Genomic DNA, 19072 nt, shown 5'->3' with positions numbered 1-19072 from the left:
CCGTTGCCGCGCAACGGGCTCCGACCCCATGGAGATTCATGTGGACCTCACCTGGTCGGCGCGGGAAGGTTCATGCTGTGGGTCCTTGTTGCACAGGACATCGCATTGCCCATGGCACGTACCCGGGTTGGCATCATTTTCGGCGGCACGTCTTCCGAACACGAAGTTTCGCTGCAGTCGGCGAAGAACATCCTCGATGCGCTGGATCGCCAGCGCTACGAACCGGTGCTGGTCGGCATCGACAAGCGGGGGCAGTGGCACCTGCTGCAGCCCGATGCGTTCCTGCTCAACGCCGATGATCCGGCGCGGATCGCGCTGCGCCCGTCCGGCGCCGCCTCGGCGCTACTGCCGGGTGCAGCACTGGGGCAGATCGACGTGGTGCTGCCGATCGTGCACGGCCCGCTGGGCGAGGACGGTGCGCTGCAGGGTCTGCTGCGCATGGCCGGCCTGCCGTTCGTGGGTTCGTCGGTGCTGGGTTCGGCGGCGGCGATGGACAAGGACGTGGCCAAGCGCCTGCTGCGCGATGCCGGCCTGCCCGTGGCACCGTGGGTGTGCATCCGCCGCCACCAGGCGGCCCAGGTGGATGTGCCCGCACTGATCGCACAGTTGGGCCTGCCCCTGTTCGTGAAACCGGCCAACCAGGGTTCGTCGGTGGGCGTGAGCAAGGTGAAGGATGCGGCCGGCTTCGCGGCGGCGCTGGAACTGGCACTGCGCCACGACCACAAGGTGCTGGTGGAATCGGCCGTGGCCGGTCGCGAGATCGAATGCGCGGTGCTGGGCAACGCGCAGCCGCAGGCCAGTGTGTGTGGCGAGGTGGTGGTGCATGACGAGTTCTACGCCTATGACACCAAGTATCTGAACGCGGCAGGTGCCGATGTAGTGGTGCCGGCGGCGATCGATGCCGACAGCCAGGCGCGTATCCAGCAGATCGCGCTGCAGGCCTATCAGGCGCTGGAGTGCGCGGGCATGGCGCGGGTGGATGTGTTCCTGGGCGCGGATGGGAAGATCACCATCAACGAGATCAACACCTTGCCTGGCTTCACCCGCATCAGCATGTATCCCAAGCTGTGGGGCGCGAGTGGGCTGGGCTACACCGCGCTGATCACGCGGTTGATCGAACTGGCGCTGGAGCGGCACGCGGCCGACAAGGCGCTGGTGTAACCCAGGGAACCCGCTTCTCGCGCTACATGCGGGACCCGCTTCTGTAGAGTCGAGCTTGCTCGACTGCTGTTGGAACAGTCGAGCATGGCTCGACTCTACAAGGATCGGTCGAGCAAGCTCGACTCTACCCGCGCTTGCGGAACATCGAGATCACCGCAAGGATCAGGAACACGACGAACAGGATCCAGGCGATGTTGCTGGCGGCGCCGGCAATGCCGGAGAAGCCGAGCACGGCGGCGATGATGGCGATGACGAAGAAAATAACGGCGTAGTGCAGCATGGCGCTCCTCGCGATGGGTCGGGCCGTGGATGGCGTGGGTCCATCCTCCCGATCCGGCGGTGTGCAACCGGTGACGGCCACTTCTGCGCGCGATGAAGCCTTCAGCGGCGTGATGCCGTCGTCACGAGGCCGCGTGCAGGCGGCGCAGCCCTTCTTCGATGCTGACTTGCGGCACGTAACCGAAATCGCGGCGCGCCGGTTCCATGCTGTACCAGTGCGGCGTGCACAGCTGTTCGGCCAGGAACCGGGTCAACGGCGGTTCGCCGGGCAGGCGCAGCAGCGGCCACAGGCGCTCGCAGACGGCGCCGATGCGGTAGGCGGTCTTGAAGCTGAGGGTTTTCTCCACGGCCGGGGCATTCACCGCCGCCAGCAGCTTGTTCAACAGCTCGCGCATCGGCAGCGGTTCGCCGTTGGAAATGAAATAGGCCTTGCCCGCACAGGCCGCGCCGGGGGCCAGCGCGTCGAACGCCAGGAAGTGCGCCAGCGCGGCGTTGTCGATGTAGGTGGTGTCGACCTTGTTGCTGCCGTCGCCCACCAGGCGCAGGCGGCCCTGGCGGGCACGCTGGGCCAGCCGCGGTACCAGCTGCAGATCACCCGGGCCCCAGATCAAGCGCGGGCGCAGCGCCACCGTGGCCAGGCTGGCATCGTTGGCGGCCAGCACGCGCTGCTCGGCAATCGCCTTGGTTGCCGCGTACGGGGCCTGGAAGTTTTCGCCGTACGGCACTTCGTCGGCGCCCAGCCCTTCCACCGGGTGGGTGGCGCGGTGGGTCACGCTGGGCGTGGAGGTGTAGACCAGGCGGCCGACGCCGTGCGCGCGGCAGGCGGCAATCACGTTGTCGGTGCCCACCACGTTGGCCTGGTGGTAGCTGTCATAGCTGCCCCAGGCGCCGGCCTTGGCGCCGTTGTGGAAGACCGCGTCCACCCCGGCCACCGCATGCAGCACGGCCTGGGGGTCGGCCAGGTCGCCACGGATCTGGCCCACGCCCATCGCCTGCAGCGCCGGGTAATGGCCACGGTTGAGCGCCAGCACCTGATGGCCGCGCTCAAGCAGGCCGCGGCACAGGGCCTGGCCAAGGAAGCCACCACCACCGGTAACCAGGATCTTCATGCACGCTTCTCCAATGCAGCGCTGGCCCAGACGGCCAGCTTTTCGCGGCCTATCTTGGCGTTGTGTCGAATGTCCACCGGGAAGCCCGGGTGGACCAGGAAGTGCTGCACGCCGGCAGCGGGCAAGTGCGTGGCCGCATGGGCGCGCAGCGCCTCCTGCAGGGCCGCGCCATCGCGGGTGCCGCGCTGCAGCTCCACGCACAGCACCGGCACCTGCGCACCGGCCGCGCCCACGCCCACCAGTGCGGTGCGGGCCACGCCGGGCAGCGTGTTGAACACCGGTTCCACCTGTTCGGTGTACAGCGGCCCGCGCGCGGTTTCCACGCGGTGGCTCTTGCGCCCACAGAACCACAGGCGGCCCTGCGCATCGAAGTAGCCGACATCGCCCATGCGGTGCACGATGCGGGTGCTGCCATCGGCCAGGGTTTCGGCAATCTTCGCCGCGGCGGTGGCCTGCGGGCGGTTGAAGTAGCTGTCTGTGGCAGTCGGCCCGGCCACGGTGATCTCGCCCACTTCGCCCACGCCCAGCACACGCGCCTGCGACCAGTCGGGCAGCGGGGCGTCATCGATGGCGATGATGCGCACTTCGTTGGGGGCCACCACGCTGCCCACGCAGGTGCCGGCGCCGGCTTCGGTGGCGGCACGGGTACGCTCCAGCTCGCGCCCTTCCACCACGGCCACCGGCAGGCACTCGGTGGCGCCATAGGGCGTCCAGAACTGCGCATCGCCCGGCAGCAGGCGGCGGATGGTGGCCACCACGTCCGGCGGCACCGGGGCGCCGGCGGAGGTGACCCGGGTGACCGAGGGCAGCGGCCGGCCATGGCGGGCCAACACGCGCATCAAGGCCGGCGAACCGAACAGCTGGGTCACGCCGAAACGCTGGATGGCATCGTGCAGCCGCGCCGGGTCGGCCTGCGCCGGTCGGGTCGGGTCCATGTCCGGAATGACCGAGGTCAGCCCCAGCGCCGGGTCGAACAGCGCGAACGGCGGGAAGGTCGGCAGGTCCACCCCGCCCGCTTCCATGCCGAAGGCGTTGCCCAGCAGTTCGATCTGGCCGACGAAGTGGCGATGGCGGTAGACCACGCCCTTGGGCACGCCGGTGGAGCCGCTGGTGAACAGGATCGCGGCCATGTCCTCGCCGTCGGTGGCGGCCAGCATCGGGCCGCTGGCGGCGCCGGCGCGCTCCAGCGCGGCCAGGGTGGTGCCGCCCCAGCCCAGGCGCTGGCCCACGGTCACCAGACGGGTGGCCGACGGTGCCCAGCGCAGCGCCAGACGGGCCACGTGGGCCAGGGGAATGCCGATGAAGGCCTCCGGCTGCGCTTCGTCCAGGCACTGCTTCAGCGCGCGCTTGTCGATGCCCGGATCGACCAGCACCGGCACCGCGCCCAGCTTGAACAGGGCGAACATCAGCAGGAAGAACTCCGGCGAAGGACGCACCATCACCACCGTGCGCACGCCGCGGCCGATGCCGTAGCCGGCCAGGCCGGCCGCCATGGCATCGCTGCGGGCGTCCAGCTGGCGGTAGTCCAGAGTCACGTCATAGGCAGCCATGCCGTTGCCGGCGCCGCGGCGGCCGGGGCAGCGGATGGCGATCTGGTCGGGGCGTTCACGGGCCAGTTCCGGCAGCCGCGCGGCAATATTGCAGGGTCGGTTCATCCGTTCATTGTCGCCGCTTACGGAATTTCTTGCGCGGCGGCCGACTTCGTGGAAAATCCGCAGCCTCGTCACCCATTCCACTGCCGCCCGAGGCGGCTTGACCATGCAACATCCCTGCATGACCTGCGGCGCCTGCTGCACCCAGTACCGCGTGGCCTTTCACTGGATGGAATCGGACGAGGTTACCCCCGGCGGGGTACCGCACCAGCTGACCGAAACGCTGGACCCGCACCGCCTGTGCATGCGCGGCACCCATTCCAAGCCGGTGCGCTGCGTGGCCCTGGATGCGCAGATCGGCGTGTATTCACGCTGCACCATCCACCCCAACCGGCCCAGCGTGTGCCGCGAGGTCGATGCCTCGTGGGAATACGGCAAGGCCAGCCCGCAGTGCGACAAGGCGCGCATTGCCTATGGCCTGGCCCCGCTGACCCCGGCGGACTGGGAAGGCAGCGACGGGAGCCCGATCGCGGCCTGAGGCCAGGGGTCGGATCCGTTTCGCAGAAACGGCTCTGACCCCGCGCACCGATCAGATCGGGTTGGTGTCCAGGAAGGCGCGGATCTTCGGCACCAGCACTTCGTGCTTGTCTTCCAGCACGTAGTGGTTGGCATCGTCGAACGCATGCACCTGGGCGGCCGGCAGTGCGGCCTGGAAGCCCTTCAGGAAGTGGTGGTCGAACACGATGTCGCGCAGGCCCCAGCCGATGAAGGCCGGGCGATCGGCGAAGGACGGCAGCGCCTGGCCGGCGCGTTCCAACAGCGACCAGCCCTTGTCGGCCGGCGACAGCGGAATGTCCTGCATGAAACGGATCGTGCTGATGCGGTTGGCGTAGCTGTTGTACGGCGCCACGTAGGCGCGGCGCACATCGGCCGGCATCTTCCGCTCCACGCCCAGCCACGAGGCACCGGACGAGAACGCATTGAAGGTGCGGATGATCCACTCACCGATCTTCCAGTGCCGGCCCAGCGCGATCTGCCACGGCATCTTCTTCGCCGCCGGCAGCGGGAAGGCCGCCGTGTTGAGCACCACCAGGCGCTTCACCTGGTCGTGGTGCGACAGCGCCCAGCCGAAGCCGATCATGCCGCCCCAGTCGTGCACGGCCAGGGTGACCGGGCCGGTGATGCCCAGGTGCTTCAGCAGCGCATCCAGGTCGTCCACGCGCGACTGCAGGGTGTACGCGTAGTGGCTGTCATCGGGCTTGTCCGACAGGCCCATGCCGATATGGTCGGGCACGATGCAGCGGTACCTGTCCGACAGGCCAGCCACCAGCGTGCGCCAGTAATAGCTCCACGACGGGTTGCCGTGCACCATCACCACCACCTCGCCATCGCGCGGGCCCTCGTCGAGATAGTTCATCGACAGGCCGGGGCGAACCTCGAAACGCTGCGGGTGGGCGGGGTAACCGGGAAGATCGCGCATGCGGAGCACCTAAGGAGAGTCGCGGCGCACTGTAGAGCCGAGCCATGCTCGGCTGCTTTCTCGTCCGCTGCTGAAGAGCCGCGCTGCGCGCGTGAGCCGAGCAGGGCTCGGCTCTACAGGAGATCGTGCAGCAGGCTGTTTACCAGACCACTTCGGCCATCGAGCAGTTCAGGCCCGAGCCGATGCCCAGAAGCGCGATGCGATCGCCCTTCTTCAGCTTGCCCAGCTGCTTGAGCTTGCTCAGCACGATCGGCACCGAGGCCGGGCCGATGTTGCCGTGCTCGCCGAAGATGGTCATCACCTTCTTCGGGTCGATGCCGAAGTTCTTGATGAACGCGGCGGTGTGCGGCTGGCTGACCTGGTGGATGACGAACTGGTCCAGTTCCTCCACGGCCCAGCCCAGGGCGATCTTGGCGGCGGCGAAGGTCTTCTGCGCCAGCTTGATGCCTTCGATCAGCAGCAGGCGAGTGTCGGTCACCATGCGGTCCAGGTTGCCCAGGCACAGCTGGTTCCACTCGGTGGCCGAACGGGTCACGCCACCCTTGTAGCGCGGGGCGTCGGGCACCAGTTCCGAGCGCGCCATCACCATGGCCGCGGCGCCCGAACCGGTGGTCAGGGCCGCCAGTTCGTTGCGGAAATCGTCGGCGGTGACGTCCGGGGCGGTCATGCGCTCCAGGGTCTTTTCGTAGACCAGGTTGGCGGTTTCGCCATCGACCACCAGCGCGTAGTCGATGTCACCGCGCTCGAGCATGCGCGCGGCGATATCCATGCCGTTGATGAAGGCCAGACACGCATTGGCCACGTCGAAGGTCATGCATTCGTCGCTGACGCCCAGGTTGCCCGACACGATGGAGGCCGTGGACGGCTCCAGGTAGTCGCGGCTGACCGAGGTGTTGACCAGCAGGCCGACCTGGCCGGCGGTGATGCCGGCATCTTCCAGCGCCTTGCGGCCGGCCATGGTGGCCGCGTCCGAGGCCAGCACGCCGGTGTCCCACAGGCGGCGGGCGTGGATGCCGGCGATATCGCCCAGCACGTCGGTGCGGATACCCAGGCGGTCCAGGGTCGGCTGCAGTCGGTCGTTGATTTCCTTGGTCGTCAACGTATGCGGCGCGTCGACGTGTGCGAGGCCGGCGATCGAGACATTCTTGAAGAGCATCGAGGTTAGCGCCAAGGCTCAGGCAAAAGGGGGCGCTATTCTATAACCCCCGCGCCTTCACCGCATCTTTACGAATTCAGCCATCCCCGTATGGTGAAGGATTCAGCGTGGCGGGCACTGGAACGCGGCGAAGCGCTGGCTGCCATCGGCCGGGGCGGCGGCGGCCTGCACGGCGTTGGCGCCGGCACTGGGGGCCTCGTTACGGGCCAGGGTTTCCAGCTCTTCCTGCACGCGCAGCGGGTTGCGGTTGTAGAAGCCGACCTTGCTCTTGACCGTTACCACCACCTCGCCCTTGGTGATGCAGCCGGCCGGAACCGGGCCTGCCGGCAGCACGCGGGTCGCCTTGCCGGCCGGTTCAATCGGCACCCAGGTGCAGGCGGTGACGGTAAGCAGCAGGGAAGAAAGCAGCAGAACGCGCATGGGCAGATCCTGGAAGGGTATGGGGCGATTCTGCCTGAACAGCCTGAATCGGGGGTAGCCGGGGATGGGTTCAGATCCCCCGGCAGGGGGCTCTGACCCCGGATGCACACTGGGGGTCGGAGCCCTCCTTGCAGGAGGGATCCGACCCCTGGCCGGGTCTTGCCTTATTTCTTCACCGGGTTGCCGTCGGCATCGATCACGGTCACCTCGCCCAGGTTCAGCGCGCGCACCGCTGCTTCGGTCTGCTTCAGGTCACCCACCACCACCCAGGTCAGCGCCTGCGGCTTGATCTCGGCCGCTGCCTGCTGCACCTGCGCCGGGGTCATCGCTTCGATCTCGGCCTTGCGGCGCAGCACGTAGTCGTCGGGGCGCTTGAACTGCACGATGTTGCCAATGGTCGAGGCCACGGCCGCGGCGGTTTCATACGCACCCGGCAGGCTCAGGGTCTGGATGTTGCGGATGCGGTTGACCTCTGCCTCGGTGGCCGGCTTGCTGCCATCGGCGAAGCCGGCGATCTCCTTGCGCATTTCCGCCAGCGCCGGGCCGGTCTTGTCGATCTGCACCGGCGCCATCGCCATCCACGGGCGCTGGCCCACGGTGTTGCTGGCCATGGTGCGGGCACCGTAGGACCAGTGCTTATCCTCGCGCAGGTTCATGTTCAGGCGCGAGGTGAAGTCGCCACCGATCACGCCGTTGGCAATGTCGAAGCGGGTCGAGCCGGCATCGCTGGACGGCGGAACCACCTGGCCGGCGAACAGGTTGGCCTGCACCGCACCCGGCTGGTCGATCAGGAACACGCGCGGTGCGCTGGGCACGGCAACGGCGGTGGTGGCCTTGACCGTGGGCGCATCGCCGCTGGCCTTCCAGTCGCCCAGCTGCTTGTCCAGCAGCGGCACGATCTCGGCCAGGGTGGTGTCGCCCACCACAATCAGGGTGCCGTCCTGCGGGCGCAGCCAGTCCCGGTGGAAATCGACCAGGTCCTCGCGGTCCAGGCTGGCGATGGCCGCCTCGTCACCGCTGCCGGTGAACGGAATCGCATAAGGGTGGCCCTTGCCGTACAGCAGCGGCGGCAGCACGCGCATGGCCACCGCATTGGGGTTGACCTTTTCCTGCTGGATGCCGGCGATCCACGAAGCCTTTACGCGGTCGATCTCGCCCTGCTCGAAGCGCGGTTCGCGCAGCAGGCTGGCATACAGCGCCAGCGACGGCACCAGGTTTTCCTTCAGTGCGGACAGTTCAACATCCACCGAATCCAGCCCGGCCGAGGCATCCAGGCTGGCGCCCAGCGCATCGGCGGCATCGGCGAAGGCCAGCGAACCCAGCTTGCCGGCGCCTTCGGTCATCAGGCTCATGGTGAAGTTGGCCGTGCCCGGCTTGCGCCCCTGGTCGGCGGTGAAGCCGCCCGGGAACTGGTAGCTGAACTGCACCACCGGAATCTCGTGGCGCTCGGCCAGCACCACCTGGGTGCCGTTCTTCAGGGTGGCGCGCTGCAGGGCCGGGAACTTCAACTGCGGGAATTCGCGGGTCTGCGGCACGCCTGCCTTGCGGTCGACCTGCTCGGGCAGGGTGCTGTACTTGCTGTCCACGGCCGGCACGTTGAACGGCTTGGGCGTGGCCGAGGCTTCTTCCTTCAGCGCCACGCGCTCGCCCGGTTCCACCACCAGGGTGTGGCTGCCCTTGTCCAGCCACTGTGCCCCCAGGCGCTTCAGATCGGCGGCGGTAGCCTTGTCGATGTTGGCCAGCGAGGTGCGGAAGCAGCCCGGGTCGCCGGTGTAGACCGCGCATTCGGCCAGCGCATCGGCCTTGCCGCCGAAGCCGCCAATGCGCTCGATGCCACGGATGAAGCCGGCGCGGAAGCCGGTCTTGGCGCGCGCCAGTTCATCGGCGGTCGGGCCGTCCTTCAGCAGGCGCTCGATTTCCTCGTCGATGATCTTCTCGATGCGGGCCGGGTCCTGGCCCTTCTTCACCGTGGCCATCACCATGAAGTTGGACCCCAGCTGCGAGGCGTAGGCGCCGGCGCTGATGTTGTCCACCAGCTTGTCCTGGTGCTGCAGGCGCTGGCTCAGGCGCGAGGACTTGGCACCGCCCAGCACTTCGGCCAGCAACTGCAGCTGGTCGATGTCGGCCGTGCCGACCTGGGCCACGTTCCAGGCGCGGTAGATGCGCGCCTGCGGTACCTTGTCGGTCATCACTTCGCGGGTATCGGCATCGCGCTTGGCCACGTCCACCTTCGGCTGCGCCATGGTCGGGCCGGCCGGGATGCTGCCGAAGTAGCGCGCCACCTTTTCCTTGGCGGTGGCCAGGTCGATATCACCGGCCAGCACCAGCACCGCATTGTTCGGGCCGTACCAGGTGCGGAACCAGGTCTTCACGTCATCCAGCGAGGCCGCGTTGAGGTCGTTCATCGACCCGATCACGCTGTGGTGGTACGGGTGGCCGGCCGGATACAGCGCGCGGTTCAGCTTTTCCCAGACCTGGCCATAGGGCTGGTTTTCGCCCTGGCGCTTCTCGTTCTGCACCACGCCGCGCTGCTCGTCCAGCGCGGCCTGGTCGATCGCCCCCACCAGGTGGCCCATGCGGTCCGATTCCATCCACAGCGCCATGTCCAGCGCGGTGGTCGGCACGTTCTCGAAGTAGTTGGTGCGGTCGGTATTGGTGGTGCCGTTCTGGCCGGTGGCACCGACCTGCTTGAACGGCTCGAAGTATTCGCCGTCGTGGTTTTCGCTGCTCTGGAACATCAGGTGTTCAAACAGATGGGCGAAGCCGGTACGGCCGGCCGGCTCGTCCTTGCTGCCCACGTGGTACCAGACGTTCACCGCCACGATCGGCGCCTTGCGGTCGGTGTGCACGATCACGCGCAGGCCGTTGGGCAGGGTGAACTGCTCGAAGGGAATGTCCACCTTGGCCGGCGCGGCCGGCTTGGCCGCCAGGGCGGTGGTCGGCGCAAGCGTGCCGAGGGCGGTGCTGAGGGCAACGGCGAGCAGCGCGGTGCGCGGGCGCAGGGCGAAAGACATTTCCAGATCCTTGGTCACGTTGGTGAATGCCGATCCTAGCGTGTGTCCCGCCCGCCCGGTATCGGCCAGCAGTCACTGCCCTGGGGGCGCCAGACCGCCCCGCCGTTGCGGTCACGTAAGCCGCGCCAGCGCGTCCGGACAGTGTCCACGGCCTGCCGAACGGACAGGTGTCCGCCCCGCGGACACTCCGAATACCGCAAAAAACCCTTTGAAATCAACGCTTGAAAGTTGGCACGGCGATTGCTGTGTAGTTCCTGCGCCAGGAAGGGCTTCAGATCGAAACTGACTGAACGCTGAACAAATAGAGAAAATCGAAAATTTCTCTTGCATGCCCAGAATTGGTGTACTACCTTACTACCACACCACCGCTCAACAACACTAAACAGGCCCCGTCATGAACGCCAAGACCATTGCCATCGCCATCGCCCTGATCGCCGGCACCGCGGTTGTTTCGTCGGTGCAGGCCTCCGAATCCATCAAGACCCTGGACACCGTGCAGGTGCGCCCGGCCGCCGACCAGCTGGCCCAGCAGGCCTGGGAACAGGCCAGCGGCATCCCCACGCTGGCAGCAGTGCAGGTGCGCCCCAGTGCGGACCAGCTGGCCGAACGCAACGGCTACGTGGCTGCCCCGGTCGCCGCTGCAATGCCGATCACCACCCTGGCCGCCGTCGAAGTGCGCCCCAGCCTGGAACAGCGCGTCGCCCTGGCCGCCGAACAGGAAGCACAGCGCTACGCCGCCACCCTGGCTGCCGCTGCCACCTCGGTGGCCAGCCAGGTGATCACCAACCTGCCGACCCTGCAGGTTCGCCCCAGCGCCGCCGATCTGCAGGCCCTGGCCAGCGAAACCGCCCAGGTGCTGCTGCGCCCGTAACCGGTGCCGCCCTGCCCCGCGCAGGGCGTGCGCCGTAGAGGCGGCAGTGGTGGCAGGTACACTGCACCGATGAATGCCGCGCCCCAGTTCCACGTGATCCTGTTCCAACCGGAAATCCCGCCCAACACGGGCAACGTGATCCGGCTCTGTGCCAACACCGGCGCGCAGCTGCACCTGGTCGAACCGCTCGGGTTCGCACTGGAAGACAAGCAGCTCAAGCGCGCCGGGCTGGACTACCACGAGTATTCGCGCCTGCAGGTGCACCCCGACCTGGACACCGCGCTGGCGCGCATCGCGCCGAAACGGTTGTTCGCACTCAGTACCCGGGCCAGCGTGCGCTACGACAGCGTGGCGTTTGAGGACGGCGATGCGTTCCTGTTCGGCCCCGAAAGCCGTGGCCTGCCGCAGGATGTGCTCGACGCCCTGCCCGACGGCCAGCGCCTGCGCCTGCCGATGCAGCCGGGCAACCGCAGCCTCAACCTGTCCAACACCGTGGCCGTACTGATGTACGAAGCCTGGCGCCAGCACGGATTTGCCGGCGGCGCGTGACGCGGCAGACCGATTGTGGTGGGTACGGACCGCCCCTGGTGGGTGCGGAACTTGGTCCGCACCAATGCTTGGTCGCTCGCGGAGAGTCTGTGCCAACCAAGGTTGGCACCTATCACCAAGGTCGGCACCTACCCGGTAGATCCACGCCATGCGTGGATGACGGTCAGAACGCGTTGATACCCGTCAGCTCGCGACCAATCACCAGCTGGTGCACGGTCTCGGTGCCTTCATAGGTAATCACCGATTCCAGGTTCAACGCATGGCGGATCGCCACGTGTTCGGTGGTGATGCCGGCCCCGCCCAGCAGGTCGCGGCATTCGCGGGCGATATCAATCGCCATGCGGCAGTTGTTCCACTTGGCCAGGCTGACCTGCTGCGGCTGCAGCTGGCCAGCTTCCTTCAGGCGCCCCAGCTGCAATGCCAGCAGCTGTGCGGTGGTGATGCGGCGGGCCATTTCGGCCAGCTTGATCTGCGCGCTCTGGGTGGCGGCCAACGGCCGGCCAAACAGCACCCGTTCCTTGGCATAGCCCAGCGCTTCGTCCAGACAGGCAATGGCCGAACCGATCGGGCCCCAGCTGATGCCGAAGCGGGCCTGGGTCAGGCAGCCCAGCGGCCCCTTCAGCCCCTTCACGTTGGGCAGGCGGTGGCTGTCGGGCACGCGCACGTCGTCGAAGTACAGCGCACCGGTCAGCGAGGCGCGCAGGCTCATCTTGTGCTTGATTTCCTGGCTGGTGAAACCGGCCATGCCCTTTTCCAGCACGAAGCCCTGGATGCCGTCCTCGGTCTGCGCCCAGACGATGGCCAGGTCGGCCACCGGGCCGCTGGTGATCCACATCTTGCTGCCGCTGATGCGCCAGTCGCCGCCGTCGCGGACCGCGCGGGTCTTCATCGCGGCCGGGTCCGAACCGCCATGCGCTTCGGTCAGGCCGAAGCAACCGATCAGCTCGCCACGGGCCATCGCCGGCAGCCACTGCCGCCGCTGTTCCTCGCTGCCGTAGGCGTAGATGGGGTACATGCACAGCGAGCTCTGCACGGAAACGAAACTGCGCAGGCCCGAGTCGCCGCGTTCCAGTTCCTGGCAGATCAGCCCGTAACTGACCGCGCCCAGGTCGCCACCGCCATACTCAGACGGCAGCGTCGCGCCCAGCAGGCCCAGTGCGGCGATCTCCGGCACCAGTTCGTCGGGAAAGCGCGCCTGGTCGAAGGCATCGCCGATGATCGGCAGCACCCGTTCGTTGGTGAAACGGGCCACGCTGTCCTGCACCGCGCGTTCTTCCTCGCTGAGCAGGGAACGGACATCGAACAGATCGTACGGATGCAAAGCCATGGCACTCACGCGCAGTCAGGACCGGGCCATTGTCGGTCATCCGCAAGCATCGCGTTTGGTAGCTGTGGACCTTGGTCCACGCGGAAGCGGGGCCGGGCGGTGAAACACTGTGCCAACCGGGGTTGGCACCTGCCCGGCCACGCGGATTACGCTGCACCGCAGCAATCATGACGTGAACATCGGCGATCTAGCTCGATCACGCGCGGCCCGGTACCCTGACACATTCAAACAAGCGTTTCGCACGTGGCAGCACGCGCGATTCCCAGGCACCGCCGGTGGCCCCGATGCCGGCACTACCCACGAGTCATGCATTCGATGAGCGCTGAAGCCAATGCCCTGCCCCCGCGTGAAGTAATGGAATTCGACGTGGTGATCGTCGGCGCCGGTCCTGCCGGCCTGGCCACCGCCATCCGCCTGCGCCAGCGCGCGATCGAAGCTGGCCGTGAACTGTCGGTGTGCGTGCTGGAAAAGGGCTCCGAGCCCGGCGCGCATGTGCTGTCCGGCGCGGTGATGGACCCGCGGGCACTGACCGAACTGTTCCCGGACTGGGCCGAACGCGGCGCACCGCTGAAGCAGAAGGTCACCCGCGATGAATTCCTGTTCCTCAGCGAGACCGGTTCGCGCAGCACGCCCAACGCGCTGCTGCCCGAATGCTTCCACAACGAAGGCAACTACATCATCAGCCTGGGCGAAGTGACCCGCTGGCTGGCACAGCAGGCCGAGGCGCTGGAAGTGGCGATCTTCCCCGGCTTCGCCGCTGCCGAAGTGCTGTACGGCGACAACGGTGAAGTGATCGGCGTGGCTACCGGCGACATGGGCATCGAAAAGGACGGCAGCATCGGTCCGGCCTTCGAGCGCGGCATGGCCCTGCATGCCAAGTACACGATCTTCGGAGAAGGCGCGCGCGGCCACCTCGGCCGCCAGCTGATCGCCCGTTACAAGCTGGATGAAGGCAAGGACCCTCAGGCCTACGGCATCGGCATCAAGGAGCTGTGGCAGATCGACCCGGCCAAGCATGAGCCGGGCCTGGTGGTGCACGCCGCCGGCTGGCCGCTGGACAACGACACCTATGGCGGCGCCTTCCTGTACCACGCCGACGGCGGCAAGGTGGCGGTGGGCTACGTGGTGGGCCTGGACTACAAGAACCCGTGGCTGAGCCCGTTCGAAGAGTTCCAGCGCTTCAAGACCCACCCGCAGATCCGCAAGCACCTGGAAGGCGGCACCCGCATCGGCTACGGCGCGCGCGCCATCACCGCCGGTGGCCTGATGTCACTGCCGAAGACGGTGTTCCCCGGCGGCGCGCTGGTCGGCTGCGAGGCCGGCTACCTCAACGTCAGCCGCATCAAGGGCAGCCACGCGGCCATCAAGACCGGCATGCTGTGCGCCGACGCCGCCTTCGATGCGCTGGTGGCTGACCGCCAGCACGACGAACTGAGCGCCTACCCGCAGGCGTTCGAAGCCAGCTGGCTGTTCACCGAACTGCAGCAGGCCAAGAACTTCAAGCAGTGGTTCAAGAAGGGCCAGACCGTGGCCACCCTGATGACCGGGGTGGAACAGTGGCTGCTGCCCAAGCTGGGCGTGCGCAACCCGCCGTGGACCCTGCGCCACAGCACCCCGGACCATGCCTGCCTGGAACCGGCATCCAAGCACACCCGCATTGCCTATCCCAAGCCCGATGGCGTGCTGACCTTCGACCGTCTCAGCTCGGTGTTCCTGAGCAGCACCAACCACGACGAAAACCAGCCCAGCCACCTGACCCTGAAGGACGCCAGCATTCCGGTGAAGGTGAACCTGGCCGAATACGCCGGCCCCGAGGCGCGCTACTGCCCGGCCGGCGTGTACGAGTTCGTTGGCGAAGCCGACAACGCGCGGCTGCAGATCAACGCGCAGAACTGCGTGCACTGCAAGACCTGCGACATCAAGGACCCGACCCAGAACATCGTCTGGGTGACCCCGCAGGGCGGTGGCGGCCCCAACTACTCGGGCATGTAACTCCCCAGGCTGCGACGGCGTGTCGCAGCCCGCGTCCACGCAGGGGCCGGTATGCTGCGGGGCCATGCGCGCGCTCGTTCTATCTGTTGTATTTGCCATGGCCCTGGCGGCCACCGCCTGCCAGCGCCCGCCGGCCGCGCCGGCCAGCCCCGAACGGGCGCGCCAGCAGGCCATGCAGCGCGCGTTTGAACTGTGCGCCGGCTGCCACACGGTGAAGGCCGGCGGCATCCATCGGTTCGGTCCCAACCTGCATGGGGTGCTCGGCCGGCGTGCCGGCAGCCTGCCCGGTTACGGCTATTCCGACGCCATGCGCCGCGCCGATTTCGTGTGGAGCGCGCAGACCCTGGACACCTTCCTGCAGTCACCCAGCCATATGGTGCCCGGTACGCGCATGTACAACGCGTTCCCCAGCCCGGAACGGCGCGCCCTGGTGATCGCCTACCTGCAGGAGCATGCCCAGTAGGTGCACTGCGTTCACTGAGCCAGCCGCTGCAGCTGCTGTTGCAGCAGGGCCATGAACTCGCTCACCTGCTGCAGCAACGGCCCCATGGGCGCCTCGTCGCCCTGCTGCAGTTGCTCTTCCAGGGCGCCGGCGCGCGCGGCCAGCCCCTGCGCGCCCACCGCACCCAGCGCACCGGCCATGCGGTGCAGGTGCTGCACCATCTGGGCGCGGTCGCCGTCGCGCAGCGCCGCGTGCAGATCGGCCATGTCGCGGGTCGTGGCGGCCAGCAGGCTGTCGCGCAACTGGGTGGCCACCTGCAGCGAACCGAAGCGCTGCTGCAGCGCCGCCAGATCCGGCAGCGCCAGCGATGCATCCACCACCTCACCCGGCGCATGGGTGGCGGCGGCCAGCTCGGCCGCATCCAGCCCGGCCGCCTGTGGCAGCCAGCGCAGCAAGGCCTGGCGCAGCGTGGCCAGCGACAACGGCTTGGCCAGCACATCGTCCATGCCCGCCTCGCGGCAGCGCCGTGCGTCGTCGTCCAGCACGCTCGCGGTCAGCGCCAGCACCGGCAGCCGCGGCTGGCCGTTGCGGCTCTCACGCTCGCGCAGCAGGCGGGCGAAGGCGAAGCCATCCATCACCGGCATGCGGCAGTCGGTGATCACCAGATCGAACGGTTCCTTCGCCAGCCGATCCAGGGCCTGCCGCCCGTCGTCGACCAGCACATGCGGCACGCCCAGCTGCTGCAGGCGCCAGGCCATCATCGCCTGGTTGGTCGGGTGGTCTTCCACCACCAGCACGCGCGCCGCCCGCAACGCCGGCGGCAGCAGCGCGGTCTGTTCCTGCTCGGCCAGCAGCGCAGCCACGTCTTCGGCGCGCGCCTCCACCAGCGCCACCTCCACGTCCACCCGCGTGCCTTCGCCCAGCACACTGTGCAGGCTCAGCTCACCGCCCATCTTGTGCACCAAGCGGCGGCAGATGCTCAACCCCAGCCCGGTGCCGCCATGCTCGCGCTGGATGTAGGCGCCGGCCTGGGTGAAGGGCGCGAACAGGTGCGGAATCTGGTCTTCGGCAATACCAATGCCGGTATCGGACACGGTCAGTCGCAGCGGCTGGCTGCCATCCTCGGCGGTGGCACCCAGCACATCCACCTGCAGGCGCACATGGCCCTGGGGGGTGAACTTGATCGCGTTGCTGAGCAGGTTGAAGACGATCTGCCGCAGGCGCACACCATCGACCTCGTGTGCCTGGGCCAGGCGCGGGTCGATTTCCACCTGCAGCTCCAGGCCCCGGGCCGTGGCCTGCGGCGAAAGCAACCGGCACACGCTGTCCAGCAGCGGGCGCAGCGGCATCGGCACCGGCGCCAGGCGCAGCGCGCCCGCTTCCATGCGCGAGTAATCCAGGATGTCGTCCAGAATCTGCCGCAGCATCTGCGCCGAATCCTCGATCACCGTGATGATGCGCTGCTGCTCCTGGTCCAGCGGCGAATGGGACAGCACTTCCAGCATGCCCAGCACGCCGCTCATGGGCGTGCGGATCTCATGGCTCATCGTGGCCAGGAAGCGCGACTTGGCGTCGGCCGCCTGCTCGGCTTCCACCTTGGCCGCGGCCAGCGCATCGGCCTGCGCGCGCGCCTCGCTTACATCCACCCAGTAGCCGCTCCAGGTCACCGCACCGGCCTCGGCGGCATACGGATGGGCCTGGCTGCGGACCCAGCGCTGACTGTCATCTTCGGTCAGCACGCGGAATTCGAACGACAGTGCAGCGAAGTGACGCGCGGCCTGCGCGGTGGCCTGCAGGATCGCGGCACGATCATCCGGCGCGATACGGCCCAGCAACGCCCCGGTCTCCTCCATCGCCTGCTGCCGCGTAATGCCGAACAGCGCCTGCACATCGCCGGCAATGAACGGGAAGGTGAGCGTGCCGTCGGCCGCGCGGCGGGCCTGGTAGACGATTGCCGGCAGGTTGTCGGTCACCTCGGCCAGGCGCTGCTCCACGTGGCGGCGCCCGGCCATTTCACGGCGCAGGCGCCAGTGGCCCAGGCCATGCACGGTGGCTGCGGTCAGCAGCACCAGCAGCAGCGGAATGATCCAGCGCAGCAACCCGCCCCAGTGCACGCCCTGACGGTATTCCACGGCCAGCCAGTCGCCACGCAGCGATTCGCGTTCGCGCGGGGTCATCTGCAGCAGCAGGCGGTCGAAGGTGGTGGCCAGGGCGGCATGGCGGTGGTTCACCGCCAGCGCCAACTGGTCGTTGAAACCTGCCGGTGCGGCAATCTGCAGGCGGCCGGGGAAGCGGTCGCGCAGCATGTGGTCAACCAGCGCCAGGTTGCCCACGTACGCATCTGCATCACCGTCCAGCAGCCGCTGCAGCGCCTGTTCGGCACTGCGCGCGGGAATGATGCGGGCCTGCGGCGCCTGCTGCAGCACATAGCCACGCACACGTTCGGGATCGGACAGCAGCACGCGCTTGCCCTGCAGGTCGGCCAGCCCCAGCAGCACCGGGCTGCCCTGCGCGGTCACGATCACATTGGGCACGCTGATGAAGGGCTGGCTGAACACCCAGTCGGGCCCCAGGTACTGCGAATCCAGCGGAATGCCCATCACCGCCTGCACCTCGCCGCGCTTGGCCTTGGCCCGCACTTCGAACCAGTCATGGCTGGGTTCGATCTGCAGGTTGGCGCCGGCCTTTACCAGCAGGCGCAGGTATTCGGCGGCCAGGCCCGTGGGCTGGCCGCCCGCGTCGGCGAAGGACAGCGGCGCCGCATTGGGCGGGAAGCCGATCTTCAGCGGCTCCTGCAGCACGCGCTTTTCGGCCTGGCTGAGGGCCAGCTGGGCCGATGCCGACCACTGCAGCGGCGGCAGCCAGCGCTGTAACAGCGCCTCCTGCTGCGAGGCGCTGCTGGCCGCCAGCGCCACATCCAGCGCTTCGGCCAGCGGCTGCTTGCCGTTGGGCACACCGAAATGCAGCCGCTCGGGCGGTAGATCGCTGGGCCGCAGCAGCACCACGCCCTGCAGTTTTTCCTGGGCGATCAGCTCGGTGGCGACATAGGCATTGCCGATGAACACGTCGGCTTTGTCGTCTCTGACCATTTCCAACGCGGCTTGCGTGTTGTTTGCGACAAGCTGTCGGGCACGCGGGAAGCGGGCACGCACCTGCGGCGCGGTCATGAAATCCTGCTCGATCACCACCCGCAGCCCGTCCAGATCCGGCGCCTCGGACGCGCGCAGATCACCCGGTCGGCCCACCATCGCCAGCGGCGCTTCGGCGTAGGCGCGGGTGTAGACCATGCATCGGGTGCGCTCGGCGCTCAGGGCGATGTTCATCACCACATCGATCTCGCCACGGCACGCCGCATCCAGCACTGCGTTCCAGTCCGGGTAGCGACGGAACTCCAGTTTGCTGCCCAGTTGACGGGTCAGAAGCGACAGGTAATCTGGCCCCAGCCCGGCCGGCCGGTCATCCTGCAGGAACTCGTAGGGCGGCCAGCCGCTGTCATACTGGCCGACAACCACCACCGGATGCGCGGCCAGGAACTGGCGCTGCAACGGGGTGAGCGGCAAGGGTCCGGGCTCGGCCTGGGCCAGCAGCGACAAGCCCAGCAAGCCCAGCAACAGGACCCATCCACGAACAGCGCCGTTCCGCATCTGCGACGATCTCCCTTGAACCCGCCGGGTACCGCG

General features: G+C 67.9%; 15 protein-coding genes. 6 read left to right on the top strand and 9 right to left on the bottom strand.

Annotated features, from left to right (window positions below):
• The first annotated feature begins 111 nt into the window (after nt 1-111).
• Nucleotides 112-1161, top strand: coding sequence for a D-alanine--D-alanine ligase (gene ddlA / locus C1932_RS00940; protein WP_108763308.1), 1050 nt, complete (start codon nt 112-114; stop codon nt 1159-1161).
• A 124-nt stretch (nt 1162-1285) separates the two neighbouring features.
• Here the strand turns inward: ddlA and C1932_RS00935 are convergent, their stop codons facing one another.
• From C1932_RS00935 to oleC, 3 genes are all read right to left on the bottom strand, one after another.
• On the bottom strand, nt 1286-1441 hold the full coding sequence (locus C1932_RS00935) for a DUF1328 domain-containing protein (protein WP_107231440.1): 156 nt from the start codon (nt 1439-1441) through the stop codon (nt 1286-1288).
• A gap of 121 nt (nt 1442-1562) precedes the next feature.
• Nucleotides 1563-2549, bottom strand: a complete 987-nt coding sequence (oleD, locus tag C1932_RS00930) for a 2-alkyl-3-oxoalkanoate reductase (protein WP_108760910.1) — start codon at nt 2547-2549, stop codon at nt 1563-1565.
• On the bottom strand, nt 2546-4204 hold the full coding sequence (gene oleC, locus C1932_RS00925) for an olefin beta-lactone synthetase (protein ID WP_108760909.1): 1659 nt from the start codon (nt 4202-4204) through the stop codon (nt 2546-2548). Before oleC ends, oleD begins: the two co-directional genes overlap by 4 nt.
• A gap of 103 nt (nt 4205-4307) precedes the next feature.
• Here oleC and C1932_RS00920 point away from each other — a divergent pair, with 103 nt between their 5' ends.
• On the top strand, nt 4308-4679 hold the full coding sequence (locus C1932_RS00920) for a YkgJ family cysteine cluster protein (RefSeq protein WP_108760908.1): 372 nt from the start codon (nt 4308-4310) through the stop codon (nt 4677-4679).
• A 51-nt stretch (nt 4680-4730) separates the two neighbouring features.
• Here the strand turns inward: C1932_RS00920 and C1932_RS00915 are convergent, their stop codons facing one another.
• From C1932_RS00915 to C1932_RS00900, 4 genes are all read right to left on the bottom strand, one after another.
• Nucleotides 4731-5621, bottom strand: coding sequence for an alpha/beta fold hydrolase (locus C1932_RS00915; RefSeq protein ID WP_108760907.1), 891 nt, complete (start codon nt 5619-5621; stop codon nt 4731-4733).
• A 139-nt stretch (nt 5622-5760) separates the two neighbouring features.
• Nucleotides 5761-6777, bottom strand: coding sequence for a 3-oxoacyl-ACP synthase III (locus tag C1932_RS00910; RefSeq protein WP_108748081.1), 1017 nt, complete (start codon nt 6775-6777; stop codon nt 5761-5763).
• A gap of 102 nt (nt 6778-6879) precedes the next feature.
• The gene (locus C1932_RS00905; protein WP_087921159.1) at nt 6880-7197 is read right to left on the bottom strand and encodes a DUF4156 domain-containing protein; all 318 of its coding nucleotides are present in this window, start codon (nt 7195-7197) and stop codon (nt 6880-6882) included.
• 164 nt (nt 7198-7361) lie between these two features.
• Nucleotides 7362-10211, bottom strand: coding sequence for a pitrilysin family protein (locus tag C1932_RS00900; RefSeq protein ID WP_108763307.1), 2850 nt, complete (start codon nt 10209-10211; stop codon nt 7362-7364).
• 394 nt (nt 10212-10605) lie between these two features.
• Here C1932_RS00900 and C1932_RS00895 point away from each other — a divergent pair, with 394 nt between their 5' ends.
• Both C1932_RS00895 and C1932_RS00890 read left to right on the top strand, forming a co-directional pair.
• The gene (locus C1932_RS00895) at nt 10606-11082 is read left to right on the top strand and encodes a hypothetical protein (protein ID WP_108760906.1); all 477 of its coding nucleotides are present in this window, start codon (nt 10606-10608) and stop codon (nt 11080-11082) included.
• 69 nt (nt 11083-11151) lie between these two features.
• Nucleotides 11152-11631, top strand: a complete 480-nt coding sequence (locus tag C1932_RS00890; protein WP_108751811.1) for a tRNA (cytidine(34)-2'-O)-methyltransferase — start codon at nt 11152-11154, stop codon at nt 11629-11631.
• Nucleotides 11632-11794: 163 nt separating this feature from the next.
• Here the strand turns inward: C1932_RS00890 and C1932_RS00885 are convergent, their stop codons facing one another.
• A complete protein-coding gene (locus C1932_RS00885) occupies nt 11795-12958 on the bottom strand; it encodes an acyl-CoA dehydrogenase family protein (protein ID WP_108760905.1) in 1164 nt (387 codons plus the stop codon).
• A 315-nt stretch (nt 12959-13273) separates the two neighbouring features.
• On the opposite strand from C1932_RS00885, the gene C1932_RS00880 reads away from it, so the two are divergent.
• Nucleotides 13274-14950 carry an electron transfer flavoprotein-ubiquinone oxidoreductase gene (locus C1932_RS00880; protein ID WP_108760904.1) on the top strand — a complete coding sequence of 559 codons (1677 nt, stop codon included), beginning with the start codon at nt 13274-13276 and terminating at the stop codon, nt 14948-14950.
• Between the two features lie 64 nt (nt 14951-15014).
• The gene (locus C1932_RS00875) at nt 15015-15413 is read left to right on the top strand and encodes a c-type cytochrome (protein WP_108760903.1); all 399 of its coding nucleotides are present in this window, start codon (nt 15015-15017) and stop codon (nt 15411-15413) included.
• An 11-nt stretch (nt 15414-15424) separates the two neighbouring features.
• Here C1932_RS00875 and C1932_RS00870 read toward each other — a convergent pair whose 3' ends face one another.
• On the bottom strand, nt 15425-19036 hold the full coding sequence (locus C1932_RS00870; protein ID WP_108760902.1) for a transporter substrate-binding domain-containing protein: 3612 nt from the start codon (nt 19034-19036) through the stop codon (nt 15425-15427).
• Nucleotides 19037-19072: the final 36 nt, after the last annotated feature.

The organism is Stenotrophomonas sp. YAU14D1_LEIMI4_1 (assembly GCF_003086815.1).
GTDB lineage: Bacteria > Pseudomonadota > Gammaproteobacteria > Xanthomonadales > Xanthomonadaceae > Stenotrophomonas.
This window is presented reverse-complemented; position numbering and strand designations above follow the sequence as displayed.

What these genes read in the sequence shown, in the direction of transcription:
- ddlA (WP_108763308.1), top strand. Translation starts at nt 112, where the DNA reads ATGGCACGTACCCGGGTTGGCATCATTTTCGGCGGCACGTCTTCCGAA.
- C1932_RS00935 (WP_107231440.1), bottom strand. Translation starts at nt 1,441, where the DNA reads ATGCTGCACTACGCCGTTATTTTCTTCGTCATCGCCATCATCGCCGCC.
- oleD (WP_108760910.1), bottom strand. Translation starts at nt 2,549, where the DNA reads ATGAAGATCCTGGTTACCGGTGGTGGTGGCTTCCTTGGCCAGGCCCTG.
- oleC (WP_108760909.1), bottom strand. Translation starts at nt 4,204, where the DNA reads ATGAACCGACCCTGCAATATTGCCGCGCGGCTGCCGGAACTGGCCCGT.
- C1932_RS00920 (WP_108760908.1), top strand. Translation starts at nt 4,308, where the DNA reads ATGCAACATCCCTGCATGACCTGCGGCGCCTGCTGCACCCAGTACCGC.
- C1932_RS00915 (WP_108760907.1), bottom strand. Translation starts at nt 5,621, where the DNA reads ATGCGCGATCTTCCCGGTTACCCCGCCCACCCGCAGCGTTTCGAGGTT.
- C1932_RS00910 (WP_108748081.1), bottom strand. Translation starts at nt 6,777, where the DNA reads ATGCTCTTCAAGAATGTCTCGATCGCCGGCCTCGCACACGTCGACGCG.
- C1932_RS00905 (WP_087921159.1), bottom strand. Translation starts at nt 7,197, where the DNA reads ATGCGCGTTCTGCTGCTTTCTTCCCTGCTGCTTACCGTCACCGCCTGC.
- C1932_RS00900 (WP_108763307.1), bottom strand. Translation starts at nt 10,211, where the DNA reads ATGTCTTTCGCCCTGCGCCCGCGCACCGCGCTGCTCGCCGTTGCCCTC.
- C1932_RS00895 (WP_108760906.1), top strand. Translation starts at nt 10,606, where the DNA reads ATGAACGCCAAGACCATTGCCATCGCCATCGCCCTGATCGCCGGCACC.
- C1932_RS00890 (WP_108751811.1), top strand. Translation starts at nt 11,152, where the DNA reads ATGAATGCCGCGCCCCAGTTCCACGTGATCCTGTTCCAACCGGAAATC.
- C1932_RS00885 (WP_108760905.1), bottom strand. Translation starts at nt 12,958, where the DNA reads ATGGCTTTGCATCCGTACGATCTGTTCGATGTCCGTTCCCTGCTCAGC.
- C1932_RS00880 (WP_108760904.1), top strand. Translation starts at nt 13,274, where the DNA reads ATGAGCGCTGAAGCCAATGCCCTGCCCCCGCGTGAAGTAATGGAATTC.
- C1932_RS00875 (WP_108760903.1), top strand. Translation starts at nt 15,015, where the DNA reads ATGCGCGCGCTCGTTCTATCTGTTGTATTTGCCATGGCCCTGGCGGCC.
- C1932_RS00870 (WP_108760902.1), bottom strand. Translation starts at nt 19,036, where the DNA reads ATGCGGAACGGCGCTGTTCGTGGATGGGTCCTGTTGCTGGGCTTGCTG.